Here is a 26,879-nt window from a genome sequence, read left to right on the forward strand (position 1 = left end):
AGTCAGGTTGACCGGCTTTCACGATAGGAACTTGATAACTCTAAGATTTTCTGATATTGCGGAGGTGTTTGCATGGGAATGTTATATGATAAGTTGATGAAAGGTTACGATCCAGCACATCAAACAGATGGAATTTCCGGAGAGCGGCTGGCCAAACGACTGGATGCTATTTCTGAAATTGGGCTTACAGAAGACGACGGCTCACATCGCCCGGGATTTTCAAAAACGGAAAAAGCCGCCAAAGAACTGGTTTCAGACTGGATGCGTGAGGCTGGTCTGGATGTGCGTCAGGATGGAGCCGGAAATATATTTGGACGTATTGCGGGAAAAAATGATGATCATCCGGCTATTTTGAGCGGTTCGCATTTGGACAGTGTTCCAAACGGTGGGCATTTTGACGGTCCATTGGGCGTTTTGTCTGCGCTGGAAGTGGCTGAAGCGTGGCGGGAAACAGGTTATCAGCCGGAAAAACCATATGAGGTTGTTGTATTTACGGATGAAGAAGGTGCCAGGTTTAATGGCGGCCTGCATGGAAGTGAAGCAGTTGTCGGCAAGGGTGATATCGAAGAAAAATTAAAGCTTGTGGATCAGGACGGGATGAACTTTTCGGAAGTATTGGTTGATAGTGGTTTAAGTGTTGACAGTTATGTAAAGGCTAAACGCAGCCCGGAAGAGATCGAAATGTTTGCCGAGGTCCATATTGAACAGGGGAAGCAGCTTGAGCGTGAAGGTTTGCCATGTGGAATTGTCACTGGTATTGCCGGTCCGTGCTGGCTTGAGTTCACATTCACCGGTGAAGCGGGTCATGCCGGCAACACACCTATGAATGACCGGAAAGATACACTTGTAGCTGCAAGTGCGTTTATTGGGCGTGTAAATGAACTTCCGGGCTCGATCAGTGATTCGGCTGTTGCGACAGTTGGAAAAATGCAGGTTGATCCAAATGGCGTAAATGTGATCCCGGGAAGTGTTACGCTTTATGTTGATATCCGTGATATTTATAAGGAAACGCGTGATGAACTTATTGATCGGGTAATGGCATTGGCAAAGAAAGTTGCCGCCAAGCATCAGGTTAACGTCGATCATGTCGAAAAGATGCGGGTAGCGCCAGTACCAATTGAAGAAGAAACGCAACAGTTGCTTGAGGAGTCATTTCATGAGAAGGCCATTAAGCCATACCGCTTGCCAAGCGGTGCGGGGCATGACGCGATGATCATCGGTGAAAAGTGGCCGGTTGCGATGCTGTTTACAAAGAGTAAAAATGGTATCAGCCATAATCCCGCTGAGTGGTCTGATTTAAATGACTGTGTACAAACCGTTCATGTACTGAAGAACTTTTTGGAGAAAGTTTCGGCTAAATGAATTAGAAACTAGATGATAGACACCAGCGTAAAAGTTGGTGTCTATATTTCATTTTATTAGAGACAATTATCAGCATTTTATTGATATGTCAATAAGTGGCTCTATTGAGTTTCCTTCTCGTTAACTTTACCATTCTCAATTTTAATCTTTTCCAATTCCAGTTTCTGCTGTTCCAATTCTATTTCTTTCGCTTTTAGTTCGTATTTTTTCTTTTTTTCGTAACCATAGTAAATAAGGGAAAAAGCCGTAATGATTGTAATATAGAACCAAAAACTCACATTAATCATCTCCCATTCTGCTGAATTGATAACCTAAGTGTACCATAATTGGTGAACATTGCGGCTTTTGACAGATTTGTATTCCGGGCAATTAATTGAAATGCTAAAGAAAAACGCAGGTATATTGTGTATCATTGATTTCACCGCAAATGATGACTTCTTTTTTCTTTCAATTGATTGCGTCACAAAAAACTGCATGTTATGATATTTTAGTGACTTTTGATTCACTTATTGTAACTAAATGGTCATAAAGGGGGGGACAGCCATGGTACAACGGCATGAGGAACTTTTGGATGCGGCTGTTCAGCTGTTTCAAAACAACGGTTTTCACGCTACTTCGGTGGAGGATATTACCAAGGCTTGCGGTATATCAAAGGGTGCATTTTATAAACATTTTGACTCCAAAGAAAACATGATTTTGGAACTTTTGCAGCGCTACTATGATGACATGTTCAGGGAAGCGGACAAGTTTGCCGAAGATCTGCAGCAGTCATCCCTATTGGTACTGAAAAGGAAAATTACGGTCGAACTGGAAAAATCTATTGAATATCGATTCTTTTTTCTTGCTTTAGTGAGCGAATTCCCCCCGTATGTGAAAGGGCCAATTCCTGATTTTCTTGACCGGATACAGGAAACTCATCATGAGTGGCATAAGCAAGCATTGATGGATGCATTTGGTTCAAAGACTAAACGATATTTAAGTGATTTGGCAGTTATTATGGAGGGAATCCTGCACAACTACTTAATGCACATCATTTGGAAAGGAGACGCTTTGCCTCTGGATAGATTAGGGAATTTGATCGCTGAATGCCTTAAATCTATTGCAGAAAATGATGAGGGTATTTTCCCGATTCTTCCGGTTTATAGTAACGAAGGTTCCTGTCATGGGACGATTAAGGAATACATGAACCATGAATTGAATACATTACGCTCAGAACTGAACAATAAAACAGAAAAAAGTCCCGCATTAAAGAAAGATCTGCAAACAATTGATTTGCTGATGGAAGAAATTGCAGAAGAAAAACCTAGAGAATTTCTGGTTGATGCACTGCTTGCTCAGCTGCATCGCCGTTCTTATTTAAAAACTCGAATAACTAAAGTTTTGACAGCGTGGGAAATACGGAAAGGAGATTAACATGAGTGATACAGCAACATCCTGGGACCTGCCGCCAAAGCAAAAAGCATTAATGATAGCTGCTTTGCTGACAGGTGCCTTCATGGGGATTATTAATGAAACATTACTAGCAACTGCACTTCCAACGATTCAGGAGTTTTTTTCCATATCACAGGGAGAAGTACAGTGGATGACAACTGCCTTTTTGATGACAAATGGGATTATGATACCAATATCGGCATTTCTAATTGATAGATTTACAACGAGAGGCTTATTTTTAACTGCAATCGGATTATTTGGAACAGGAACTGCCATTGCAGCTATAGCTACCTCTTATCCAGTACTTTTATTAGCCAGGGTTGTGCAGGCAGCCGGTTCCGGAATCATGCTGCCGCTTTTGATGACAGTTCTTCTGGCTGTTATTTCGGTTGAACGGCGCGGAACCGCTATGGGGATGATCGGAATCGTCATCGCGTTTGGTCCGGCAATCGGCCCGACATTGTCTGGATGGCTGCTGGAACATTTTTCGTGGCGTTCTCTCTTCATTACGGTACTGCCGATTGTCGCCATTACGATTACGATTGCGGCACTTTTTTTACGGAATGTAACGGAATTGCGCAAACCAAAAATAGATGTCTTATCGATCATCCTTTCATCGGTCGGTTTTGGTTCATTCTTGTACGGTTTCAGTATCGCTTCTGAAAACGGATGGGGAAGTCCGATGGTTATCACCGCGATTGTAATCGGCACAGCAGTGATTGGATTATTCATTTGGCGGCAGCTTATTTTGAAAACGCCAATGCTAGAATTCCGTGTCTTTCAATTCCGGATTTTCACCCTGGCAATTGTAATTACGATGACTGTTTTGGTTTCATTGATTGGTGCGGAAACGTTGTTGCCGCTGTTCATGCAAAATGTCCTGCAATTTACGCCGTTGGAATCAGGCTTGATGCTGCTTCCGGGAGCTATCGTGATTGGCATTATGTCCCCAATTACCGGCAGGCTTTTTGATAAGTTCGGTGCCAAATGGCTGGCATTGATCGGCCTGAGTGTCGTGACTGTCACGACGTTTATGTTTACCAGACTATCATTGGAAACATCATTTATGTATTTGACCATTATTTATGCAATCCGTATGTTTGGCTTGTCGTTTACGCTGATGCCGGTGATGACATCTGCGTTGAATCAGCTTCCACCAAAATGGTATGCACATGGGTCAGCTGTGGCCAATACATTACAGCAAATTTCAGCATCGATTGGCACGGCAATACTCGTAACACTTGTTGCAATGGGAACCAATAGCTTTGTACCAGACGCAAATGTTTCTCCGGAACTGATTGGACGGCTTGCGCAAGTTACAGGATTCGAATGGGCGTTTATGGGCAGTACAATCCTTGCATTTGCCGCACTTATTCTGGCTTTGTTCCTTCATCCGCCGAAAAAAGAAAAAGAAATCGTACGGCAGATACATGGTCAGGAAACTGAATAAAGATCATATGAAAAGGGACTGTCTCATTTATTGAGCAGTTCTTTTTTTAGATAGGAACAGCATAACATCAGAAAAGTAACTTAGGCTCCCGGATTCCCGGCAGCCTAAGTTACTATCATATGATATTTTACTGGATGTCATTAAAACCACGCTGCGCCAACGATGATAAGCAGGATGAATAATACGACGATCAGCGCGAATCCGCCGCCGGCACCATAGCCGTATCCAGGCGCTCCGTAACCATATCCGCCGCCATATCCGGCTCCGGCAACAGATCCGCCATATCCGCCGCCATATCCGCCGCCATATCCGGCTCCGGCAACAGATCCGCCATATCCGCATCCCGGTCTAGGTCCAAATCCCATTTATAACCCTCCTAAAAATGGTTGTATTTTAGTGTTTACATTAATATCCAACGTAAGCAACGCCTACAATAATCAACAGGATAAATAGTACTACGATTAAGGCAAATCCTCCACCGTAGCCTGCTCCACCAACATAATCACTCATTCCCTAACACCTCCATAACCGTTTGTTAATAATATATGTAGGTAAATGTAGATTGATATGGGTACTCTCCCAGATTGCAGGAATTGGGCTCATATCAATCTGCTGTAAATTCCATCGTAACCGATGCATTTGCCCTTACCGGAACCCTGCCCGATTCATATAATGTCTTATGTTTTGAATGAATTTGGAGGTGAAAAAATGTCGGTTAGGCACTATTATGATCTATGCTGTAAATATAAAGAAAGACCGGTCAAAATAACAACTCGTGATGGAAGGGTTCACCGTGGTGTCATCAAGCATGTCGATCATCATCGTGTATTTATTCAGCCCATTCAACATGGTAAAGGTTTAGGCGGTTTTGGGTATGGTGGTTTTTATGGTCCAGGATATGGCTACGGTGGATTTGGTCGTGGCTACGGTATTGCGTTGGGTACCATTGCTGCACTGGCTTTGATTCCGTTTTTCTTCTGGTAAAGTTTTTAGTGAAAGAAAAACAAAAAACAGACGGAATCAGGTTTCGTCTGTTTTTTCGATCATTTCTTCTGATTTGATGTGCAGTACGTCCCGTGAAGTCAGATCGTGTGCTGCCATATAATTTTTTATCAGGTAATAGCCGGTGCAGTAGCCTGCCATCTTTGGATAAAGCCCAAGACCATATAGGATTTGTGAATGAGTGGGGCTGGATTTTGGGGTATTTCGATTGGGCCATATGAGGTTCAGGTATATTCTTTTCAATTTTGCATCTGGATAATATGAAGTCCAGTTTGCTGTATAGTGGCTGCCTAACCTTTCTTGGACGGCGTTTTCCGCTAATCCTTCCAGCATCACACTGTCCAGTAATACGTAATCCGTTTCCTTTTTGTTATATTTATATAGTCTGCAGACATGATTGTATTCGTGGGTGAACAGTGCTCTGATTTCCCTTTCCGTATTATCCTCTGAAATGAATAAAAACAGTTTATCGGAAAAAGTCAGCCCTGATTTTCCATTTTGCTCCTGCTTTAACCTACGATTATTGGAATCGGCGGGAAATATAAATATCGGAATATTCGGTCCGTCCCATTCTTTTTGTAAGTGTTTTTCTTCTTGTTGTACAACCTGCCAGATGTTGCGTTTTTGTAATGATTTTATCAATTCATCCCCATTTTTGACCGGTTGGTGGTACATGCCGTGGATGATCATATGCTGATGAATGTCGGTGGATGAAACGTTTTCGTCAAAATGATTTGTCAGTTTTTCACAAAGTTCTGCCGGTTTGTCATAAAAATCCAATAACCATTTGTCGGTTCTTATTACACTCATGTACATTCCCCTAACTTTTTCATCTAATACAATATGATATTGGTGTTGTATAAGTTCTGCATTTATCTGAACTGTTTGGTTGCACCATGTTAGACAAATACCTTTTCACTCCGGTCACCGTTTGAATAGAATATAACAAAATAACGATGAGGGGGTGTTATGATGATATATCTTGGAAGGCCGAGACGTCCGATGCCGCCGCATCCTCCTGTGCGGCAGCCTGGACCGCCAATGCGTGGGCGTCAGCAGCAAACGCCCGGAAAAAATATCCTCAATCAGTTCCGTGATTCAGAAGGGAATTTGGATATTGACAAAATCACCACTACCGCACAGCAAGTAGGTCAATTATACGGTCAGGTAAGCCCGTTGCTTTCGAAGTTCATCAAAAGATAATGCTGAAAATGTTTAGTTCTCTTGAGAGGGGTTGTGATAACGGGTGTCAATTCGGAAAGCAACAAAACGTGAAACACAGCAAATTGTCGGGCATTCACTGCACGTACTGAAAGAAGCAAGTATGGGGCATATTCCGCCTAAAAAAGAAAAGGCATTGCAAATGGTTTCTCCATTTTTATCTGATGGCGGTTATTATTTGGTTTATACGGATACAGATCGTGATGAAATTCGGGGATGGATTGGCATCGGGAGCACAACCGATTATTATACAGATAAACCGGTTGGTATCATTCCGGAACTTTATGTACTGCCGCAATACCGTAAACATGGAATTGCAGAAAAATTATGTACAGAGGCGTTAAAGCATCTGCGGAAATCAGGTTTTAGTGTTGTCCAGCTTAATGTATTCGCAGGCAATGCCATTAAATCTTTTTATCAGAAACTGGGTTTTAAAGAAGTGACCACTTTGATGGAAAAGAATCTGGATTAGGGCTGCTGGCTGATCTGTTAAAGAGGCTGTCGTAACAACGAATTATGGCGGTCTCTTTTAATTGGGAATGAAATCGGAATCAGTTGTGTTTTATTTTTTTTCATGTTATTTTTAATTGACAGAATTTAAAAATACGTATTGTATATGCCGTTTCCGGAACTTGACAGGAAAGATCATTCAAAAGTCCGGTAAGTCGAATAAGGACCTTCTGCTACGTCCTGTCGGCAACGCAGAATCACCACATCATGTGGAGTTAGTTGGCTTGCTTTTTCGCTGCTTATGTTAAAAGCATACACGCTGACGTTCCTTGGAAAAGAAGAACACTTTTTCTGCGTGCGGACTAGTGCCGGGGTTTGCGACAGGACAAGGAAAGCTGTGACAGTGATACATCACACGAAGAAAAAGTGCTTTCCTTTTTCGAATACGTCGCGAATTTAGCCGGTCGGTCCTTTTTATCCTCCTTTTTGAACACGCAATAGAAGGTGATTGAATGGACTATACAGGTCAGAACTGCTGGCAGGTGATTCGATTCGACGGGAAGGATCCGTCATCACTGGATGATGAAGTTGCTGCTGAATTTCCGCTGACTGTTATGTTAAACGGTGAAGAATTTGCAACGATGGTTTGTTCACCAACGGATTTGGAAGAACTTGTGATTGGGTTTCTTGCCTCAGAAGGGATTATTCGTTTTTATGACGAAATAAGCAGTATGTCGGTCGATGAAAAAAGAGGATTTGCATACATTGAAATCACCAAAGATATTGGTTCCCTTCAATACGATCATTCGAAACGTTTTATTGGTTCATGCTGCGGGAAGAGCCGGCAGTTTTATTTTAAAAGTGATGTTAAAACAGCCAAAACGATTTACAGCCGTCTTTCCATATCCGTCGATCAATGTTATGCTTTAATGAGGAAAATGCAAGCAGCGTCAGAACAATTCATAAGGACTGGCGGGGTTCATAATGCTGCCCTGGCCAGCCCTGATGAAATGCTCGCCATTCGAAACGATATTGGCAGGCATAATGCGCTTGATAAAATTTATGGTCATATTTTACAGGAGCGTATTCCGGTAAAAAATAAATTAATTGTATTCAGTGGACGCATGTCTTCTGAAGTTTTGCTGAAGATATCCAAAATAGGTGCAGGAACATTGCTTTCCAAGTCGGCACCAACGGACCTGGCTCTTCAGTTAGCGGACGATTTAGGCATAACTGTCATAGGTTTTGCCAGAAAGGGTAGGCTGAACGTGTATACCCATCCGCACAGGATTGAGGAAGTGAACAGGCAGCATTCGTGATAATTGGAAAAAAGCCGGTGCCCAGTCAATGAAAGGGTTACCGGCTTTTGATATTGATACAAATAATTAGCTGAAGAGCGGGAATATCTGCAGAAGGGAGAGGGGATCAACAGAAGAGGGGGAATATCTGCAGAAGAGAGACGAGAATCAACAGAAGAGCAGTAAGATCAACACAAAAGATTCCCTTTCCAAATAAAGGATAATATAGAACAAAAAATTTTGCATAAGCTAACGATTAAAGATGGAATGGAGGGTTATCAATGTCGAAAAAGCAAAACAAAATTAATCCAAAGGACAGTCGCAATATTGCGGAAAAGGACTATGAACCATCACAATATCGCGGCAGCACACAGTTTGAACAAGGGATGGCAGAAACACATGAACAGGTATCGGACGATTATAAAGAAGGCACAATTGATCGAAAATTAGAAAAATAATAGCCACTCTTTGAACAGGAGGAAAAGTCAATGCAGTTAGCGTCACATGAATTACATGTACTGAGTGAATTGATTGCCGGCTGTTATCATTCGGTCAATACAATGGCCGGTTATATCAGCCAGGCTCAGGATCCAGAACTGAAGGAATTGCTGGAAAGACATTTTCCGCTGCATGTAGAGGATTATAACTTAAAAGTTGAATTTGCTCAAAGTCAGACAACACCAGATATTTCCAAATTCCAGCCGGACAGCCTGAGGCCAAAGCTTCAATCTTATACTGAAGCACCAGTGAGTCAATTTCAATCAACTGTGCCGAGAACAAATGTCCAGCAGCATAATGACCGTGAAATTGCCCTGGCCTATTTGCTGAACCAAAAAGGTTCAGCCAAAAATTACGCCAGTGCGGCTGTTGAGTGTGCCAATCCGGATTTGCGCACGTTTCTCGAAAATGCTTTCTTAAACAGTAATCGGCATGCCTATGAAATTTGGGAGTATATGACCGAAAAAGGTTATTATCCTTTGATGGCCGCGCCGCAAAATGCTATTCAAGCCATCGCTGGGATGTATCAGCCTGTACAACAATAATATGTCCGGTAACGAATAATGAGTCTTCTGCAGCTTGCGGGAGACTTTTCTTTATGACGTCATGTCTTCTCTATTAAAACGAATATCTTCACAGTACTGGTCGTATTATAAAAAGCCGCATAGACGTGCTTGTCGCGTAGCAAGTTGTTTCGGTGAAGCATACGCTCCTCGCAATTCATAGCTTACTCGATCGACGTTCCGCCGCGGGTGATCCAGCTCGGATCAACGCGATGTTGGTCATGGGAGGCGCCCGAACGACATGGCGTTCTTATCCTTTGTCCCTCAATATACGCTGCTGTCTCACTTTGGTTCCTATCCCCGTAGGAGTCTACGAGTGTTCAAAATTTTCAGTGCTTCTAAAATGTTGTTACGTTTTATTCTAAAGGCAACAAACTTTTAGAAAACAGCCTATAAAAAAAGAAGATGGTCAAGAGATTTAAGAAAACAGAAAATCTCTGCAGAAACCACTGACCACCAAGTGAAACCATTATAAACATAGGGAGTTAGCACAATTCTTGTAAATCCCTTGCAAACGCCTTTTCTCTTATAAATTTCGTTCATAGGATAACGTAAACGGCATAAGGGGGGAGACAGTGCATGAGCTTCGCAGGCGGCTATGGACAAAATGGCTTTGTATTGCTGGTCGTCCTATTTATTCTGCTCATTATTGTTGGAAGCAACTATCAAATGGGAGGCGGCTATGGTTACTATTAAAAGCCGGAACCGGTCACACTCCTTTGCGTGGGAGTCCCCATGCAAAGGAGGTTATGATTATTAGCCCAAAAACTGAATTGTAACCCATGATATAACACTCCTTTATTATATCGAGAATCGATTTTGAATAGAAGTATCAGGCTGGGGGTGAACACAATGGATGATATGCTAAAACGTGTTGAACGGAAAACTGGAGTCAAAAGCAATGAGATTATGGATCTCGTTCAGTCATTGAACGGCAAGGATTTGTCAGACGAAAGAAATATAAGAAGACTTGTTAAACAAGTATTGCAAATGGCTAATAAAAAAGTTCCCAAACGAACGGAAGACATGATTGTTGATACGTTAACGAAGAAAAAAGGGAAGATAGATCATTCGACGATTTCCCGGATGCTCTAGTCATAAATAATGCTCTAAACATCGAAATTCCCCTATCTTCATATTATAGGGGAATTTCGACAAGCATATGATAGACGTTTAATCTGCCATGTTCAACAGTTTTAACAGATTTTCTGATGCAGTTTCATAAGATGAATCCATAATATTATCTTTAATCTGTTCAATTGTATCAACTGCATCTGGATTGGTAACTGTCAGGATTTTAACATTGCCATTGAACATACGGTCGATTTCCTGATGGGCCTGATCCAGGTTGTCGTAACTTTCATTTTGATTATCTTCTACCCCTTCAGGCTCCCCTCTTCCGGACATCCCTTCTGTCCCGCTCAATAATTCACGCTGCATATTGTCATATTCATGACTCGTTGTTTCCTCTTTGTTTCGGGCCAGCACAACGGAATCATCAATGACAAAAACCTTAACACCAGTAATGCCTTGTCCCTCCAAAATTGATTCAAAGTAAGAAGAAATGCCACCTTCATGAACACCAGAACTGCCGATGGAACTGTAAATATTTTGGCCTATTCCTTCATTGGTGTCCCCATCTTCACTGGTCGTCAGCCTCTTGTCACCGGTTTCACTCGGGATAAGTGAGGGGTCTTCCAAATGATGATTTGTATTGTCCGCAACGTCATTACCGTTTGCATCGTTATCCCGATCAGCAGCACCCTCCTCTTGTTCATTTGTACAGGCGGAAAATATCATGATGATTCCGACTGCTATAATGGTCAATGCTTTTTTCCGTAGTTTCTTCATAGGTTAACCTCCATTTTTTCAATGTATAGCTTCAGCACCCTAATCAGATACTTACACTTTGTTTTTAGTATGTCCCGGATTTTTTTATGCATGAATGGTTATTTATGGTGCCATACTAAAACAGACAAATGGTCCATGATAGTGAGGTGAGTTTAATGGCAGAAAAAGATCAGGAGAAAAAAGAAGATTTGTCGCGCAGAAGGTTCCTGAAAAACTCAGGTATTGCAGTCGGCAGTCTGGCAGTCGGTGGGGCGCTCGGGAGTATGATCCCGTGGGGTACCGAAGAAAAGGATACAAACCAGGCTGCTAACCAAGGGGCAAACTATAATCAGGCTTTGATGTTTTTCACGCAGGCGGAATTTCAAACCGTTGAGGCAGCTGCTGAACGGATTTTTCCCGAAGATGACAACGGTCCGGGAGCAAGGGATCTAGGTGTTGGCTATTATATAGATCACCAAATGGCCGGTTCCTATGGATTTAATGCAAGGGATTATATGCAGCCGCCATTCTTCCATGGTGAGAAAGAGCAAGGTTATCAGGGAAGATTGAAACGTCGTGAAATTTTTAGAATCGCTTTGCGTGAAGTACAAAATTATAGTCATCAGGAATACGGGGAAGGCTTTGCTGAATTAACAGAAGAACAGCAGGATTCGGTATTGCAGGCCTTTCAGGAGGATAATGTTAACGTAACTACCATTTCCGCGAGTGGTTTTTTTGATTTGCTTCGAAGCATGACGTTGGAGGGTGTTTACAGTGATCCACTCTATGGCGGAAACATTAATATGGATGGCTGGCGAATGAGGAACTACCCGGGGAACCAAATGAACTACACCGATATCATTGATAAGGATTTTCAGGAAATAGAACCTGAAAGCCTCCGCGATCATATGTGATTAGAGAGATTCGGCTGCCCCCTTATCTTTAAGCGGCTGGATGCCGAATGTCGGACGAGCGGAAATCGGCGAAAAAGCCGATTTTTAGATTGTTAGCTTACTTATAAAGAGGTGATAAAATGGTTAAAAAGTTACCAAAAGTGGATGTCGTAATAGCCGGTGTCGGATGGGGCGGCGGTATTATTGCTTCCGAACTTGCAAAACAAGGGCTGAAGGTTGTCGGTCTGGAAAAAGGTGATGAAAGGAAAACAGAAGACTATTACATGGTGCATGATGAATTACGTTACGCGCTCCGCTATGAATTGATGCAAGACTTATCAAAGAATACGATTACCTTTCGCCGCGATCAGAAAATGCGTGCTCTGCCCATGCGTCAATACGGTTCTTTTTTATTCGGTGATGGTATAGGTGGTGCGGGTGTGCACTGGAATGGTCAGACGTTTCGTTTTCTTCCATATGATTTTCAAATACGCAGTCAAACGATTGACCGTTACGGTGAGAATAAAATCCCGACTGACATGACGCTTCAGGATTGGGGTATTACGTACGATGAGATTGAACCATATTATGATAAATTTGAAAAAATGGCCGGTATCTCAGGTGAGGAAAATCCCCTGGGCGGAAAACGTTCCGATAAATACCCGACAGGACCGATGAAACATTCACCACAGATGGAAATGTTTAAAGAAGCATGCGAAAATCTGAATTATCATCCGTACACAATTCCGTCAGCCAATTTATCAGAGCAATATACTAATCCGGATGGTATATCACGGGCAGCCTGTCAGTATTGCGGATTCTGTGAGCGTTTCGGCTGTGAATACGGGGCCAAAGCAGACCCTGTTGTGACGGTTATTCCTGTTGCCAAAGAGACAGGAAATTTTGAACTCCGAACACATTCATGGGTCAGACGGGTTTTGCATCAAGATGGTAAGGCAACAGGGGTCCGCTATACCGACATTACGACGGGGGAAGAAATAGAACAGCCCGCAGATGTTGTTGTATTGACGTCCTATGTTTTTAATAATGTTAAATTACTGCTGAATTCTGACGTGGGCCGTCCTTATGATCCGTCAGACGGCACAGGGGTTATTGGCAAAAATTATGCTTATCAGGTTATAAAAGGTGCAGCAACAGGCTTTTTTGAAGAGCAAAAGTTTAATAATTTCGCTGGTGCTGGTGCACTCGGAATGGTTATCGACGACTTCAATGGTGATAATTTTGACCATTCTGATGTCGATTTTATTCACGGCGGGTATCTTGCGCTGACACAGACAGGTCAGAGGCCGATTCAAAATAATCCGATCCCGAGTGGCACAGCAAATTGGGGCAAAGAATTTAAAGAGAATTCACTTAAGTATGTTAATCGTACATTGTCAGTCGGAGCAATGGGTGCAAGCATGCCTTATAAACAGCATTATCTTGATCTTGATCCGACTTACACAGATGCGTTTGGAGATCCCCTTTTACGTATGACGTACGATTTCAGGGATCAGGATCGTCAGCTGGCAAAATTCACCGCTGAAAAGTCAAGAGAAATTCTGGAGGAAATGGGTGCTGATCAGATCGATTCCATGGATGAACTCGGGCCGTATAATATTACGACCTATCAGTCAACACATAATACAGGCGGTGTAATTATGGGAGCAGACCCTGAAACATCTGCAGTCAATAATTATTTGCAAATGTGGGATATGGAAAACTTGTTTGTCGTCGGGGCGTCTGCATTTCCGCATAATAGCGGCTACAATCCGACAGACACGGTAGGTGCCTTGGCATACCGGGCGGCCGAAGGAATCGTGGAGTACAGTAAAAATGGTGGCATGCTGGCATAATGAACGTTATTGAACTTAAAGCTGCAATTACTGAAAGAAGGTGAAAAAATGCTCTCAAACATTGGCATACCTGGGTTAATCATTATTCTGGTGATTACTTTAATCATATTTGGACCTAAAAAGCTCCCCGAAATCGGATCAGCATTCGGAAAAACGTTGTCAGAATTCAGACAGAGCACGAATCAAATCATGAGTGATGAGGAATCAACTGAATCTGAAAAAAGTCATCCAAAAGGGTGACTTTTTTCATAACTTATTAATACCGTTTGCAAACCTTCATATCCTATTAAATTATTGTATAATCATGGTAATCACAGATTAAGACACTAACTAAAATTAGAGGCTTACTCTTTTTGTATGAGGCGTAGACTTGAATGAGGTGACAGTGATGACCGCAAGAAAGTTTACCTTTGGGCTGGTTTTTCTTTTTTTAGTCATTGGTATGTTCGGTTCTGTTTCGACAAGTACCGATGACTCGTTAAATGGGGGAGGGGAAGAGCAAAATACAATGGCAGAAAACCTGGAAAATTTTATCAAAAATGAACCGAAGCTGCAAAGTGCACTCACGGGAATAAGTATTCGTGATGCATCAACAGGGGAAAAGATTTATAGTCATTTGGGTGATATAAGGCTGCGGCCTGCTTCCAATATGAAATTGCTGACAGCTGCAGCAGCCCTTTCCGCATTGGGTGAGGACTATACGTTTTCAACAGAGCTGCTGACAGATGGTTCAGTGAAAGGTAATCAGCTGAATGGGGATCTTGTTTTGAAGGGAAAAGGTGATCCGACGCTGCTGCCTAAAGACTTTGATACATTTGCCAAGCAAATCAAAGATAGTGGGATTGACGAGGTCAAAGGCGATATTATTGCCGACGATACATGGTATGATGATATGCGATTGTCCCCTGATCTTGTCTGGCGTGATGAGCAATGGTATTACGGAGCGCAAATTTCCGCCTTAACCGCAGCGCCTGATGAGGATTATGATGCCGGGACAGTGACCATTGAAGTAATACCTGGTGAAGCCGGAGAAAAACCAGCCGTAATGGTGACCCCCGACACGAGTTATATGCAGGTGAAAAATAATGCCGCAACAATTGCCGGCGACGAGGAAGAGGATTTGATACTGGAGCGCGTGCATGGCGGAAATACGATTACGATAAATGGTACAATTCCTGCTGCATCGTCAAGTGTAAAAGAATGGATGGCTGTATGGGAGCCGACCGAATATGCGCTGGATTTATTTAAGCAGTCATTGAAAGAGCAAGGCATTACCTGGACTGGTGAAGTCAAAACAGGAACAGCACCAGCGAATGCAGAAATTGTTTATACACATGAATCGATGACGCTTTCTGAGCTGCTCGTGCCGTTTATGAAATTAAGCAACAATACACATGCGGAAATGCTCATAAAGGAAATGGGGAAGGTTATTCATGGTGAAGGCAGCTGGGAGAAAGGCCTGGCAGTCGTTGAAACGGAAATGAACAAGCTTGGAATGAATACAAGTATCCTGAAAATCAAAGATGGCTCGGGCATTTCACATATGAACCTGCTCCCACCCGATGAAATTTCTAAATTATTATATATCGTGCAGGAAAAGCAATGGTTTAATCCTTATGAAAATGCACTCCCTGTCGCTGGGAAATCAGAGCGAATGGCCGGTGGGACATTGCGACAGCGGATGGAAGATCAGAATGTCCGGGCGAAAACCGGAACAATAGATGGTGTCAGTACACTTTCAGGCTATGTCGAATCTAAAAACGGGGACACGCTTATTTTTTCGATCATGCTGAATAACCTGTTCGATGAAGATGACGGACCATCGATAGAGGATAAAATAGTGGAGATGATAGCCACACATGAATAGTGTTTTCAATAAAGGGTAAAAAGGCGTGACAAATTATAAAGATCTTGTGAAAAAGGGAGCCCCAATGTGGCCCCCTTTTTTAAATGCCTGTAAACATTATTGATTGTTGTTTTGTTGCTGTTGTGCTTGGGTAGCTTGCTGGCGAGCCTGTTGCAGCTGCTGCTGTGCCTGTTGAACTTGTTGGTTTTGTTGTCCAGCAGCACCAGCTTGTTGTTGCGCATTTTGTAATTGCTGCTCAGCTTGCTGAACTTGCTGCTGTGCTTGCTGAAGCTGTTGCGGATCCGCGCTTGCCTGTGCTTGCTGTACAGCTTGCTGTGCCTGCTGCGCCTGTTGAACCGCCTGCTGCAGTTGTTGCTGTTGGTTTTGTTGTGCCATAACATATAACCTCCAATTTAAAATTTTGAGCTGCATAACGCTCCGTATTTATCATGTCGCATGTTTAAGAAAATATGTATCATGATTGAAACTTTTTTCCATTTAACAAAAGAAAGAGAGAAAATTGGTGATAAATAGACTGTATACGGGATTCAGCAAAACAAGCCATAACTGGGCCGGCATTTGTATAATAGGGCTTATTTATTCACCAATAAAGTGTTAAGTGAATAGAAAGGTAAAAGGGCTAGGTTTTTACCCAGTTAATCATGAAAAGGAAGTGAGTGTCTTGTTTTATCATGTAAAAGAGTTGCAGTATCATGCAAAGCCGGAAAAACCGGATCCGGTATATGCCAAAAAACTGCAGGAAATTCTGGGCGGTCAGTTTGGTGAGATTTCCGTGGCAATGCAATATTTGTTTCAGGGATGGAATACGCGCGGAAATGGGAAATATAAGGATTTGTTAATGGATACGGGTGCAGAGGAATTAGCGCATATTGAAATGCTGGCGACCATGATTGCCAGGCTGCTGGACGGTGCGCCGGAAGTGGATCTGGCTGACGCAGCAAAAGACCCGGTTGTGGCGGCTATTTTGGGTGGTGAGAATCCGCAGCATACGATTGTTTCGGGTCTTGGTGCGATGCCATCAGACAGTATGGGTAACCGCTGGACGGCTAACTACATTATTGCAAGCGGCAATTTGCTTGCTGATTTCCGGGCGAACTTGAATGCAGAATCACAAGGAAGACTCCAGGCAGTACGGCTATATGAAGAAACAGATGATCGAGGTGTGAAGGATATGCTGTCATGGCTGATCGCCAGAGACACCATGCACCAAAACCAATGGTATGCAGCTATGAGAGAACTGGAAGAGAAAGAAAATATTGTGGTTCCGAGCACCTTCCCGCGTGAATTACAGAAAGAAGAAGTGGCCTATACGTTATTCAATTACTCGCAGGGAAATAAAAGCGCAAAAGGGCGCTGGGCCAATGGCATCAGTATGGATGGCTGCGGTATGTTCAATTATGTGGAGCATCCGGTGCCACACGGTGACAGACCTAAGCTGCGGCCTGCGCCTACTTATGTCCATGATACGCCACTTGCAGCAATGCGGAAATCCGATGATACACCAGACCCTGATATGAAATAGTTGGTTGCAAAGGATGTCTCTCATTGCCTGAGGCATCCTTTAAAATTTATAAAAACTCCTATGTCTCTCTAAATGAAAGGTTTATTGCCCTTCTGAAAATCCCCTGCTGTTTTTTCAAAAACGATCCTTCACTACTGATGAATAATAAATCACGTTTACTTTCATACTAAGGCCATCATATCTGTCTATTTTAAGAGGTTGTTTCCATGAATAAAAAAGTGTCCCGGAAAAAAATGCAAAAGGAATTTGAAAAGCTGTTTAAAACGTTAAAGACCAAAGACGGTTTTATTCATTTAAAGCATGAACACGAACAAGGCAACGTTTATATAGGATATTTAAAAACCGCCATTGATCCTAATAAACTGGAAAAACTGATTATACCGAGGGTGCAAGAGTATATATATAATGATTTAACCGAATTGAACGCGTATATACCGTTTACGAAAACGGAATTAACTGATGATTCAAGTCAGATTCATGAGAAACTGGTCAAAGGATTCTTATTTATTTACATGGAGCATGTCAGTCCAGCATATTTGCTGATACCGCTGCCGCTAGACGAAAAACGTGAAGTATCCGTTCCTGAAGTAGAGTTCAGTGTTGTGGGACCTAAGGAAGCATTTGTTGAGGATATCGACACCAATCTGAATTTAATCCGAAAAAGATTAGCCATTCCAGAATTAAGTGTCAGAAAAATGAAAGTTGGTACGATCACCAAGACGGAAGTAGCCGTTGTCTCGATCGACGGAATAGCTGATAAGGATAATGTTGAAACGGCGATTCAGCGCATCAGAGATGTGCAAATTGATCAGGTAATTGACAGTTCATTTATTCAGCAGACAATCGCCGATAATGAAAACTCACCATTTCCGCAGCTTTTAGATACCGAACGCCCTGACAGGATTGCTGCTATATTGGCGGAAGGAAAAATCGCTATTGTTGTTAATGGTTCGCCGCATGTTTTACTCGGTCCGACGACATTAATCGAATTTTTTTCAGCATTTGAAGATTATTTTCTGAATTGGATGACTGCTTCAGCCTTCCGATTGATTCGCTTAATTGCAGTTTTTTTCTCAATATTAATTACACCGTTGTATGTTGCAGTACTGACGCATCATTTTGAAATCATACCGCACGCTTTACTCGGTACACTCGTTCAGTCAAGAACAGAAGTACCATTCCCGCCGCTTTTAGAAGCGTTTATCCTCGAGTTTGCGATTGAATTGCTGCGTGAGGCCGGTGCCAGACTGCCGACCAAAATCGGTCAAACGATCGGTATTGTCGGTGGTATTGTCATCGGGACGGCGGCTGTTGAGGCTGGGCTAACAAGTAACGTCCTGCTGATTGTTGTTGCACTGGCCGCCTTAGGGTCATTTACAACACCAGTATATAAAATGAGTAACACGATCCGGATTATCCGTTTCCCATTACTTATCGTTGCGCACGTTTACGGGCTAATTGGCATGGCAATTGCTATTGCCTATATTATGGTTCATCTGCTGCGGCTGACGTCTTTGGGAAGGCCATTCTTTGCACCGATTTTTCCGTTCCGCCCGCAGGATTTCAAGGATGCCGTGATCCGTCTTCCGTTTGACATACAAAATAAACGTCCGTTTCAAGTGCGCCCAAGTAAAGTGAACCGCCCCATTAACGACGATCAAAACAAGCAAGGGGGTAGACAATGGTTTCAATAAAAGATAAAGTCCAGCAGCTGATGGTATTATTTCTGATTGCAGCTTCTCAAATAGGTGTAGGTGTACTAGGCTTTCAAAGCATCATTAATAAATATGCCGGCCACGATGCCTGGATGTCAGTCATTGTTGCCGGGGTCAGTGTCAGCGTTATTATATGGCTAATGTATAAGATGCTTCAGCATGATGAAAAAGGGGATATTGTTGCCATTCATCAGTTCACATTTGGTAAATGGCTCGGTGGGCTTTTTTCAATTATTGTTACCCTGTATTTTCTTTTAATGACTGTCGTTGTTTTGCGTACGTATATAGAGATTATTCAAGTATGGATGTTTCCGCATCTGAAGGTTTGGGCATTTTTATTGTTGCTGCTTCCGCTGGTTTATTATACGATATCTGATCAATTCCGGACGGTTGTCGGGGTCTGTTTTCTCGGTGTTGTCTATCCGGCCTTTTTAATTTTTGTGCTAGTTTTTCCGCTGCAATATGCGGATATCACACATATATTGCCGATTATGGACCATTCCTTTAAGGAAATTATCCAATCATCGTCACTGGCTATTTTGGATTTCATGGGTTTTTCAACACTTCTTGTTTTTTATCCATTTATACGTGAAGCTAAACAATCACAAAAATATGCCCAGTATGGCAACCTTTACTCAACACTTCTATATGTGACGATTTGTCTGATCGCATATGTTTATTATAATCAAAGCGAACTGGAAGAAGTGATTTGGGCAACCTTAGGCCTATGGAAAATTATTGAGATGCCATTTATGGAACGGTTTGAATATTTTGGGATTGCAACGTTATTCTTTAGTATTCTGCCAAACGTTGTGCTTTATATGTGGTCGTCCGTACGAATGCTGAATCGTACGTTTGGTTTTGAACATAAAAAAGTGGCTGCATTTCTGTCAGCTGTCTTATTTATAGCCTGTGTCATTTTCAGAGGCAGGGAAGGTGTCAATATTTTAAATGATGTGACAGGAAGAATTGGGCTTATATTTCTATTCATTTATATACCAGTCCTGTTTGTGATTCACTTTATTCGCAGGAAGGTGCAAAAAAATGGTTCTTCTTAAGTATATTCTTTTTTTCGTGTTTGTGATTTCTAGTCTGCTGTTTAATTTTACTATGCCGACTAAAGTGATTGATCAGATCCAAATGATTACGGTAGTGGGGTACGACCCGGCAGAACGTGATCATATCCGGGGTACTGTCGTAACACCTGTATTTCTGCAGCCGGGTGAAGTAGAAGATTTTATCTATACGGATACTGCAGCAACCGTGTATGAAAACCGGGTTCAATTAAATGCGAAAGCTACAGAACAATTACTGAATGGCAAGATAAAGGCTGCCTTTTATAATCAGGAACTGGCAGAACAGGGGATTGAAAACTTTATCGAATATTTGTCACGTGATCCATCGATTGGCGGTGCTGTATATTTGGCTGTTACAGAAGGGTCTGCACTGGAATTGATCAATACAGCTCAATCGAGTAAGGGGAGAGGAATTTATTTTAATGATTTAATCAATCATAACATACAGCACGGAAATTTACCACATATCAATTTGAAGGAGTTTGAATCGAGTTTGCAGAGTGACACGTGTGATCCATTTTTGCCTATGTTTGGGCTCAGTGGCGGAAGAGTGGAATTGCAGTCCATCGCATTCTTTGATGATGATCAATATGTCGATAAATTACCGATTGAAAACGCGGACATATTTAAAATATTATATCAAAATGTGAACGACGGTCAGTACCAATATAAAAATGACACGTATAATGTATCGGTTGAAAATATTGAATCTGCCAAAAATGTGAAGGTTGATCAGAAAAACGGGAATCCAGAGGTTCGTATAAATGTCAGGTTTCGGGGGGTTATCAGAGAGTTTACCGGTGAGCGGGCAACAGATCGCAAGGCAGAAATCGAACGGGTTATTGAACAGGATTTTAAACAAAAAGCTGAGGACCTTATCAACCGATTTCAGGAATTGGACATTGATCCACTTGATATTGAAGGACATGTCAAAAGCAGCAACCGGAATTATGATAAGGAGCAGTTTAAGGCAGCCTATCCGGAGATGTCGATTAACGTAAATACAAACGTCAAACTGACCGAGACAGGAACAAGACGATAAGCGCACATAATTCATATTAATCAGGGCATCTTATGGTTAGTCATTTATGTGAGAGGGTGTTCTTATGCGAGCTGTAACATACCAGGGCAAGTATTCTGTAAGTGTTGAAAATGTTGATTACCCAGCGATACAAGATTCGGAAGATGTCATCATCAGGGTAACCTCAACGGCCATTTGCGGATCCGATTTACATTTATATCAGGGAAATTTCCCATTGCCGATTGGCTATATGATCGGACATGAGCCTATGGGTATTGTGGAGGAAACCGGTCAAAATGTAACCAAGGTGAAGAAAGGCGACCGGGTCGTCATACCGTTTACTGTTGCCTGTGGGGAATGTCCATATTGCCAAACTCATCAGGAATCCCAATGTGATAACGCCAATCCCCATTATGATTCAGGCGGTTATTTCGGCTACTCGGAAAAATTCGGTGATTATCCAGGCGGGCAGGCGGAGTATTTACGGGTCCCATATGGCAATTATACACCTTTTTTAGTGCCGGAAGATTGTGAACTGGATGATGATGCATTGTTATTTTTGTCAGATGTTTTACCGACGGCGTATTGGAGTGTGGAACATGCCGGTGTAAAGGAAGGAGATACGGTAGTCGTGCTCGGCTGCGGCCCGATCGGGTTAATGGCACAGAAGTTTGCCTGGCAGAAAGGGGCGGAGCGGGTGATTGCAGTAGACCATGTTTCCTATCGGCTGCAGCATGCCAGAAAAACGAATAATACCGAAGTTTATAATTTTGAAGCGTATGATGACATGGGTGAAGAACTGAAAGAGAGGACACATGGCGGAGCAGATGTTGTCATCGATTGTGTCGGAATGGATGGAAAAAAATCACCACTGGAGTTCATCGAGCAGAAATTAAAACTGCAGGGCGGGACGCTTGGACCGATTCAAATTGCAACGAAAGCTGTGAAAAAATGTGGTATTGTCCAAATCACCGGTGTTTACGGTGGATTATACAACATGTTCCCTCTTGGGCCATTTTTTACGCGCAACATTACACTGAAAACCGGTCAGGCGCCCGCCCGTTCTTACATGGATAAACTTTACCATCAGGTTGAACGTGGTGATATTGATCCAACTAATATAATTACCCACCATATGCCGCTCAATGATGCTGTCCACGGCTATAAGATGTTTAATGGCAAGGAAGATGATTGTATTAAAGTTGTCCTGCAGCCATGATCCCGGTTGCAACGTTCGTTTATGCGTGCTGATGCTGAAATATGTTGAATTGATACTTTCGAAAAAGTTCACAATGCATTTGCTGAAAGTTCACAGTATAAATGCTGAAGTTTACAATTTCAGCAGTTTTAAGAGAATGGCGGGCAGCCGGTCACGCTTTTGACGTCGGCTGACTCCCGCCTAATTTTTTAGTTCTGAGGCACCGGCACGCTAATCGGTGCATTTTCTCACATTGATAATGCTTTTTTAACCATGTTGATATCACTTTGCAGTAATTGGTTTAAGTTATAGGATGGGTACATCTCATTCCTGTACATATAGTTGTATATGCGTTCATGACATGTGATTGCAGTGTCGAGCTGATTTCTGAGCACTTCCCGTAAAACATCAGATGCTGTTTCTGTAATGGCAATTGCGTAGTTGCGAACCGCTGTTTTTGAAAATGCCAACAAATCCCCTGCATAAAACCCATTGTCAATGCGATATTCATTTGAATTACCGGGCTTTGGCGTGTATGGATAAAATTTGGCCAGTTCACCCAAATCCGCTTCAAGCTCTTGAATGGTCTGTTGATAAATATTTTTTAAATGGTGATCATGAATTTGATTTAATCCCATTTTTGTTTTCATCAGCCCGATTGATTTGAATGCAGTCAGTTCATGCAGTTCCAGTGTTTCATGCCATGCCAGCGTATTTTGTTCCATGTTAAATCCCCTTTGCTTTTTTGTTTTCCATTTAGCTTATGTATGGGCAAATGCATGGGATACATGTCGGTTCGAAAATAGGCGGGTATCATCATGTCACATCATGTCCTCTATCGAGCGATATTTCTTGTCAAGGCCTAAATGGACAACCTCCCATAAATAAAAGCAAGCGATGGTCAGATGTGGCTGCCAGACCGGCTGTTTATCAAGCAATATTTGACGGCGACGAGATTTGTCCACTTCATATAACCATTTCGCCCCGTGCTGGATGCCGATATCGTCAGCTGCCAGCACATTCATTCGTCCGAGTGAAAAAATAAGAAACATTTCAGCTGTCCATTTTCCGATACCTTTAATACTTGTCAGTTGTTTAATCACAGAGGTATTATCCAAGTCACCAATCTGATCAAAATCAATTATTTTTTGATCAACCTTTAATGCCAGATCACGTAAATAAGCAACTTTGCGACCGGATAAACCGGTTGCCCGCAACTGTTCGTCGGATATCTCCAAAATTGCAGCCGGCGTTATTTTATTTTCAAGTAATCCTTCCAGCCGCTCAAAAATAGCCCTTGCAGCCTGAACAGAAATCTGCTGGCCGATTATTGAACGGACCAATGATCTGAAAAAGTCCGGACGCATATTAACGAAAATATCTCCTATGATATTAATTAGTCTCTTCATTCGCTTATCAGCATTGCCCAATTCTGTGACAGCTTGGTCATTTTGGCAAATCACGAATTGTTGCATCATTCACCTCAGCAATTTTTGACAAAATATATTTGTATGCATTGAAATGTTAGCCTAAATCATAAAACTTTGATATCATAATCATGATATCAAATATTTTGCATCTTATACAGAAACGTTTTAATTCGATTCAGGGAAGGTGGATGTTACATGAGTAAACCAAAAATAGTCGTTCTCGGCGCAGGGTATGCCGGAATGATGACAACCAAGCGATTAATGCAAAGACTGCGCCCGGAAGAAGCGGAGTTGGTGCTTGTCAATAAGCATAACTATCACTATCAGACAACGTGGCTTCATGAGGTTGCGGCAGGCACCGTCAATCAGAACCAGGCACGCATGATGATCAGCGACGTAATTAATCCAAATCGTGTCAATCTGATTTATGATGAGGTTGTTGAGGTGAAAAAAAACGACAATCGTGTTGTACTGAAAAATAGTGAAATTACATACGATTACCTCGTGATTTCACTCGGTTTTGAAACAAATACATTCGGTATCAAAGGAATGGAAAAAAATGCATTTTCCATTACCGATATCGAGTCAAGCCGTATGATTCGCGAGCACATTGAGTATCAATTTGCCAAATACAGTACCGCAGTGAGTCCTAAGCCAGAAGACTTGACGATACTTGTTGGCGGCGGCGGATTTACCGGTATTGAGTTTGTTGGTGAACTGACTGAAAAGGTACCGGAGCTTTGCAAAAAATATGATATTGACCGCAGCAATGTTCGCATTGTTAATGTGGAAGCAGCACCGCGTGTTTTACCCGGCTTTGATGACGACTTGGTTGCTTATGCAAAGCAATCTTTGGAAGACCGTGGTGTTGAATTCAGAGAAGGTGCTAAAATCTCCGAATGCAAGAAAAGCAGTTTTGTTATCGGTGAAGGAGACGATACCGAAGAAATCAAAGCCGGAACAATCGTTTGGACTGGTGGTGTAACTGGTAACGGAGTCCTTTCTAAATCCGGATTTGAGCTGACCAAAGGTAAAGTAACGGTTAACGGTGATTTGCGAGCACCTGGTGAGGAAAATATTTTCATCCTTGGTGACTGTGCATGGGTAATGAATGAGGAAGAAGGTAAGCCATTCCCGCCGACTGCACAGGCAGCTATGCAGCATGCTGATACGTGTGCAAATAATATAAAAGCATTGTTGCGCAATGAGCCATTAAATAAATTTGTGTTCGATGATAAAGGAACAGTCGCTTCCCTTGGTGAGACAGATGCAATGGGAACGGTATTCAATGATAATAAACTGTACGGTAAACCTGCAGTTTCCATGAAAAAAGTAATTGATAACCGCTACTTGTTCCTGTTGGGCGGACCGAAGCTTATTTTGAAAAAAGGAAAATTACGTATGTTTTAATCAATTGAGGAGGGACATTTTCATGAAAAATGGACTATTATATGTATTTTTGATTGCGCTGGCAACAATTGCAGGGTATACGGTGGCAACACGTACCCTCGAGGATACAAGAGATTTCCGTTAAACCTAAAAGAAACCTGAATAAAACCATTCTGCCGGACGGCAGGGTGGTTGTTATTTTAATAATCAAATCTGCATATGAATTTACCCATTTCATGCAGACATTCGAAAGAAATAGCAGCTGATAGTTTTCTGGTTTATCTGTGATAATGATCACTGTGCGTATAAAGGAAATCATATATATTAGGGGTAAGAGGAGGGGTATGATGGGTATTGAATTGATAATTCTATTAGTGGTGCTTTTCATTGCTGCCTTGGCGGGAACGCTATATGCTTTTAAACAGGAAGAAAATAAAATGAAGAAGTATGAAGAAGCGGGAGACACAGTTGAAGATCAGTTAAGACGTTCACATGAATATGAATCCTCATCACTGAAATCAAACATACCTTTGCAATTAGTTATATATGGCGTTACGATTACACTTTCACTTGTCATCTTTGCTTTTTATGTATTTTAAGTTTGTTCAATCACTTTGAATACCCATACCATTAACTGCGGAAATATGACTCATGTTTTTAATCGAATATCGAATACTACAAGACAGGAGGTGGTTAGATGATGACCGTTTTCTTGTCTTTTTTATTGGCATCCGCTCCTTTAACGGTTACAGAAGATGATCATGCAATCGACAAACTGGTGAAAGAAGATTTTGAACTGCTATATGTTGACGGCTTACTGATTGATGAAACAAAACTGGAATTGCAGATGGATATTCTTGATCAGAAAATATATCAGGAACCTATTAATGCGAAATTGGATGGGAGTGGAAAAATTATACAGGAAAAGCCTGGTACAACACTTGATCGGATGAAATTCCGCAAACTTTTTCAAGACTATTTTTACGAGGGAAAACCGAATAAAATAGCGTTGCCTGAGCGTAAGACTTATCCGCGAGTTGACAGTGAACTGCTTGCTGAAATCCGTGAACATGAAATTAACCGTTACGTCACCCATTTTAAACCACGCAACAAAGAACGTTCACGTAACATTGAACTGGCAGCAGAGTCAATTAACAATCATGTTGTTTTTCCGGGAGAGCGGTTTTCCTTTAACGATGTCGTTGGCGAACGAACGGAGGAGAAAGGCTACAAACGTGCACCGGTCATTGTAAAGGGAGAATTGGCTGAAGATATCGGCGGCGGTATTTGCCAGGTTTCCTCGACATTATATAATGCAGTCGATTTAAAGGGAATCGAGATCACAGAGCGTTATTCGCACAGCCGCAATGTGCCTTATGTACCGCCAGGGCGTGATGCGACGGTCAGCTGGTACGGACCTGACTTTGTATTTACCAACAAGTACAAACATCCCATTTTAATACGTGCATCAGCTCATAATGGGAATATGCAGATTCAAATTTTGTCTTCAGAATCGCCATGAAAATGTCATGGTTAATGCCGACAATGGATCCCCACTCCTTTTAGGCAACACGTTACCTTCATCAGAGGTTATAGAAAACCCTGAAAAGCATACAGGTACAACTTCCTGGCCGAATAACATGCCGTTGCGCCGCATTACAGGCACTAGTATGTCCTGTAAGTCGAAAAGGTCCCTAACATTCAGCGTAGAGGCCCGTTCCGCTGAATGCAGTTTCACTTTATCCCGCCTTAACGGGCAGTAACCGGTCTAAAAACGCCGGCTAACTGCCCGTAAAGGTCCGATGCT

General features: G+C 42.2%; 31 protein-coding genes. 23 read left to right on the plus strand and 8 right to left on the minus strand.

All coding sequences use genetic code 11. The annotated features are described in order from the left end of the window. The first annotated feature begins 72 nt into the window (after positions 1 to 72). Entirely contained in the window at positions 73 to 1,362 is a 1,290-nt protein-coding gene (locus BM195_RS04225) for a M20 family metallo-hydrolase (RefSeq protein WP_090234074.1), read from the plus strand. A 101-nt stretch (positions 1,363 to 1,463) separates the two neighbouring features. Here the strand turns inward: BM195_RS04225 and BM195_RS18215 are convergent, their stop codons facing one another. Next, positions 1,464 to 1,640, minus strand: a complete 177-nt coding sequence (locus tag BM195_RS18215) for a hypothetical protein (RefSeq protein ID WP_170848145.1) — start codon at positions 1,638 to 1,640, stop codon at positions 1,464 to 1,466. 265 nt (positions 1,641 to 1,905) lie between these two features. Between BM195_RS18215 and BM195_RS18785 the strand changes: the two genes are divergently transcribed. Next, positions 1,906 to 2,775, plus strand: coding sequence for a TetR/AcrR family transcriptional regulator (locus tag BM195_RS18785; RefSeq protein WP_280141234.1), 870 nt, complete (start codon positions 1,906 to 1,908; stop codon positions 2,773 to 2,775). A gap of 1 nt (position 2,776) precedes the next feature. Then, complete coding sequence (locus BM195_RS04235) at positions 2,777 to 4,243, plus strand: DHA2 family efflux MFS transporter permease subunit (protein WP_090234081.1); 1,467 nt, start codon at positions 2,777 to 2,779, stop codon at positions 4,241 to 4,243. Positions 4,244 to 4,383: 140 nt separating this feature from the next. Here the strand turns inward: BM195_RS04235 and BM195_RS04240 are convergent, their stop codons facing one another. Together BM195_RS04240 and BM195_RS04245 are read right to left on the minus strand one after the other, a co-directional pair. After that, positions 4,384 to 4,608: a YjcZ family sporulation protein gene (locus BM195_RS04240; RefSeq protein ID WP_090234084.1), complete on the minus strand. Its 225-nt coding sequence runs from the start codon at positions 4,606 to 4,608 to the stop codon at positions 4,384 to 4,386. A gap of 40 nt (positions 4,609 to 4,648) precedes the next feature. After that, complete coding sequence (locus BM195_RS04245) at positions 4,649 to 4,753, minus strand: YjcZ family sporulation protein (RefSeq protein WP_090234088.1); 105 nt, start codon at positions 4,751 to 4,753, stop codon at positions 4,649 to 4,651. A 198-nt stretch (positions 4,754 to 4,951) separates the two neighbouring features. Between BM195_RS04245 and BM195_RS04250 the strand changes: the two genes are divergently transcribed. Beyond that, the gene (locus BM195_RS04250; protein ID WP_090234090.1) at positions 4,952 to 5,227 is read left to right on the plus strand and encodes a hypothetical protein; all 276 of its coding nucleotides are present in this window, start codon (positions 4,952 to 4,954) and stop codon (positions 5,225 to 5,227) included. A gap of 36 nt (positions 5,228 to 5,263) precedes the next feature. Here BM195_RS04250 and BM195_RS04255 read toward each other — a convergent pair whose 3' ends face one another. Further along, positions 5,264 to 6,055 (minus strand): DUF2268 domain-containing putative Zn-dependent protease, encoded by a 792-nt coding sequence (locus tag BM195_RS04255; protein ID WP_090234092.1) that lies wholly within the window; start codon positions 6,053 to 6,055, stop codon positions 5,264 to 5,266. Positions 6,056 to 6,217: 162 nt separating this feature from the next. Between BM195_RS04255 and BM195_RS04260 the strand changes: the two genes are divergently transcribed. The 7 genes from BM195_RS04260 (at position 6,218) to BM195_RS04290 (ending at position 10,370) form a co-directional block, all read left to right on the plus strand. Further along, positions 6,218 to 6,448 (plus strand): YppG family protein, encoded by a 231-nt coding sequence (locus BM195_RS04260; RefSeq protein WP_170848146.1) that lies wholly within the window; start codon positions 6,218 to 6,220, stop codon positions 6,446 to 6,448. Positions 6,449 to 6,491: 43 nt separating this feature from the next. Then, positions 6,492 to 6,938: a GNAT family N-acetyltransferase gene (locus BM195_RS04265; protein ID WP_090234096.1), complete on the plus strand. Its 447-nt coding sequence runs from the start codon at positions 6,492 to 6,494 to the stop codon at positions 6,936 to 6,938. A 490-nt stretch (positions 6,939 to 7,428) separates the two neighbouring features. Beyond that, complete coding sequence (fdhD, locus tag BM195_RS04270; protein ID WP_090234098.1) at positions 7,429 to 8,235, plus strand: formate dehydrogenase accessory sulfurtransferase FdhD; 807 nt, start codon at positions 7,429 to 7,431, stop codon at positions 8,233 to 8,235. A gap of 260 nt (positions 8,236 to 8,495) precedes the next feature. Then, positions 8,496 to 8,672 carry a YozQ family protein gene (locus BM195_RS04275; RefSeq protein WP_090234100.1) on the plus strand — a complete coding sequence of 59 codons (177 nt, stop codon included), beginning with the start codon at positions 8,496 to 8,498 and terminating at the stop codon, positions 8,670 to 8,672. Positions 8,673 to 8,702: 30 nt separating this feature from the next. After that, complete coding sequence (locus BM195_RS04280) at positions 8,703 to 9,257, plus strand: spore coat protein (RefSeq protein ID WP_090234102.1); 555 nt, start codon at positions 8,703 to 8,705, stop codon at positions 9,255 to 9,257. A 597-nt stretch (positions 9,258 to 9,854) separates the two neighbouring features. After that, positions 9,855 to 9,971 carry a YjcZ family sporulation protein gene (locus tag BM195_RS04285; protein WP_090234104.1) on the plus strand — a complete coding sequence of 39 codons (117 nt, stop codon included), beginning with the start codon at positions 9,855 to 9,857 and terminating at the stop codon, positions 9,969 to 9,971. A 156-nt stretch (positions 9,972 to 10,127) separates the two neighbouring features. Beyond that, positions 10,128 to 10,370 (plus strand): stage VI sporulation protein F, encoded by a 243-nt coding sequence (locus tag BM195_RS04290; RefSeq protein WP_090234108.1) that lies wholly within the window; start codon positions 10,128 to 10,130, stop codon positions 10,368 to 10,370. Positions 10,371 to 10,448: 78 nt separating this feature from the next. On the opposite strand, the gene BM195_RS04295 is transcribed toward BM195_RS04290, so the two are convergent. Continuing rightward, positions 10,449 to 11,126 (minus strand): hypothetical protein, encoded by a 678-nt coding sequence (locus tag BM195_RS04295; RefSeq protein WP_090234111.1) that lies wholly within the window; start codon positions 11,124 to 11,126, stop codon positions 10,449 to 10,451. A gap of 155 nt (positions 11,127 to 11,281) precedes the next feature. On the opposite strand from BM195_RS04295, the gene BM195_RS04300 reads away from it, so the two are divergent. From BM195_RS04300 to dacB, 4 genes are all read left to right on the plus strand, one after another. Next, positions 11,282 to 12,019, plus strand: coding sequence for a gluconate 2-dehydrogenase subunit 3 family protein (locus tag BM195_RS04300; protein WP_090234113.1), 738 nt, complete (start codon positions 11,282 to 11,284; stop codon positions 12,017 to 12,019). A gap of 119 nt (positions 12,020 to 12,138) precedes the next feature. Further along, positions 12,139 to 13,854 carry a GMC family oxidoreductase gene (locus BM195_RS04305; protein WP_090234116.1) on the plus strand — a complete coding sequence of 572 codons (1,716 nt, stop codon included), beginning with the start codon at positions 12,139 to 12,141 and terminating at the stop codon, positions 13,852 to 13,854. Positions 13,855 to 13,902: 48 nt separating this feature from the next. Next, complete coding sequence (gene tatA, locus BM195_RS04310) at positions 13,903 to 14,094, plus strand: twin-arginine translocase TatA/TatE family subunit (RefSeq protein WP_090234190.1); 192 nt, start codon at positions 13,903 to 13,905, stop codon at positions 14,092 to 14,094. A 202-nt stretch (positions 14,095 to 14,296) separates the two neighbouring features. After that, positions 14,297 to 15,721, plus strand: coding sequence for a D-alanyl-D-alanine carboxypeptidase/D-alanyl-D-alanine endopeptidase (dacB, locus tag BM195_RS04315; protein ID WP_425283890.1), 1,425 nt, complete (start codon positions 14,297 to 14,299; stop codon positions 15,719 to 15,721). Positions 15,722 to 15,817: 96 nt separating this feature from the next. Here the strand turns inward: dacB and BM195_RS04320 are convergent, their stop codons facing one another. Then, entirely contained in the window at positions 15,818 to 16,096 is a 279-nt protein-coding gene (locus BM195_RS04320) for a hypothetical protein (protein ID WP_090234121.1), read from the minus strand. A gap of 286 nt (positions 16,097 to 16,382) precedes the next feature. On the opposite strand from BM195_RS04320, the gene BM195_RS04325 reads away from it, so the two are divergent. The 5 genes from BM195_RS04325 to BM195_RS04345 all read left to right on the plus strand — a co-directional run bounded on the left by BM195_RS04325 (position 16,383) and on the right by BM195_RS04345 (position 22,274). Next, positions 16,383 to 17,243 carry a manganese catalase gene (locus BM195_RS04325; RefSeq protein ID WP_090234125.1) on the plus strand — a complete coding sequence of 287 codons (861 nt, stop codon included), beginning with the start codon at positions 16,383 to 16,385 and terminating at the stop codon, positions 17,241 to 17,243. A 206-nt stretch (positions 17,244 to 17,449) separates the two neighbouring features. Next, positions 17,450 to 18,937 carry a spore germination protein gene (locus BM195_RS04330; protein WP_090234128.1) on the plus strand — a complete coding sequence of 496 codons (1,488 nt, stop codon included), beginning with the start codon at positions 17,450 to 17,452 and terminating at the stop codon, positions 18,935 to 18,937. After that, complete coding sequence (locus BM195_RS04335; protein ID WP_090234131.1) at positions 18,925 to 20,016, plus strand: GerAB/ArcD/ProY family transporter; 1,092 nt, start codon at positions 18,925 to 18,927, stop codon at positions 20,014 to 20,016. Before BM195_RS04330 ends, BM195_RS04335 begins: the two co-directional genes overlap by 13 nt. Beyond that, positions 20,003 to 21,076, plus strand: a complete 1,074-nt coding sequence (locus tag BM195_RS04340) for a Ger(x)C family spore germination protein (protein ID WP_090234135.1) — start codon at positions 20,003 to 20,005, stop codon at positions 21,074 to 21,076. The genes BM195_RS04335 and BM195_RS04340 overlap by 14 nt, the downstream gene beginning before the upstream one ends. A 64-nt stretch (positions 21,077 to 21,140) precedes the next feature. Further along, entirely contained in the window at positions 21,141 to 22,274 is a 1,134-nt protein-coding gene (locus BM195_RS04345; RefSeq protein WP_090234139.1) for a zinc-dependent alcohol dehydrogenase, read from the plus strand. A gap of 227 nt (positions 22,275 to 22,501) precedes the next feature. Here BM195_RS04345 and BM195_RS04350 read toward each other — a convergent pair whose 3' ends face one another. Both BM195_RS04350 and BM195_RS04355 read right to left on the minus strand, forming a co-directional pair. Beyond that, positions 22,502 to 22,978 carry a spore coat protein gene (locus tag BM195_RS04350; RefSeq protein ID WP_090234143.1) on the minus strand — a complete coding sequence of 159 codons (477 nt, stop codon included), beginning with the start codon at positions 22,976 to 22,978 and terminating at the stop codon, positions 22,502 to 22,504. Positions 22,979 to 23,074: 96 nt separating this feature from the next. After that, a complete protein-coding gene (locus BM195_RS04355) occupies positions 23,075 to 23,728 on the minus strand; it encodes a DNA-3-methyladenine glycosylase family protein (RefSeq protein WP_170848147.1) in 654 nt (217 codons plus the stop codon). Between the two features lie 150 nt (positions 23,729 to 23,878). Here BM195_RS04355 and BM195_RS04360 point away from each other — a divergent pair, with 150 nt between their 5' ends. From BM195_RS04360 to BM195_RS04370, 3 genes are all read left to right on the plus strand, one after another. Next, the gene (locus tag BM195_RS04360; RefSeq protein ID WP_090234150.1) at positions 23,879 to 25,093 is read left to right on the plus strand and encodes an NAD(P)/FAD-dependent oxidoreductase; all 1,215 of its coding nucleotides are present in this window, start codon (positions 23,879 to 23,881) and stop codon (positions 25,091 to 25,093) included. A gap of 326 nt (positions 25,094 to 25,419) precedes the next feature. Continuing rightward, entirely contained in the window at positions 25,420 to 25,671 is a 252-nt protein-coding gene (locus BM195_RS04365) for a hypothetical protein (protein ID WP_090234154.1), read from the plus strand. A 98-nt stretch (positions 25,672 to 25,769) separates the two neighbouring features. After that, positions 25,770 to 26,594, plus strand: a complete 825-nt coding sequence (locus BM195_RS04370) for a VanW family protein (protein ID WP_090234157.1) — start codon at positions 25,770 to 25,772, stop codon at positions 26,592 to 26,594. Positions 26,595 to 26,879: the final 285 nt, after the last annotated feature.

Origin of the sequence: Lentibacillus halodurans (assembly GCF_900112045.1) — a bacterium.
In the GTDB taxonomy this organism is placed as follows: Bacteria; Bacillota; Bacilli; order Bacillales; family Amphibacillaceae; genus Lentibacillus; species Lentibacillus halodurans.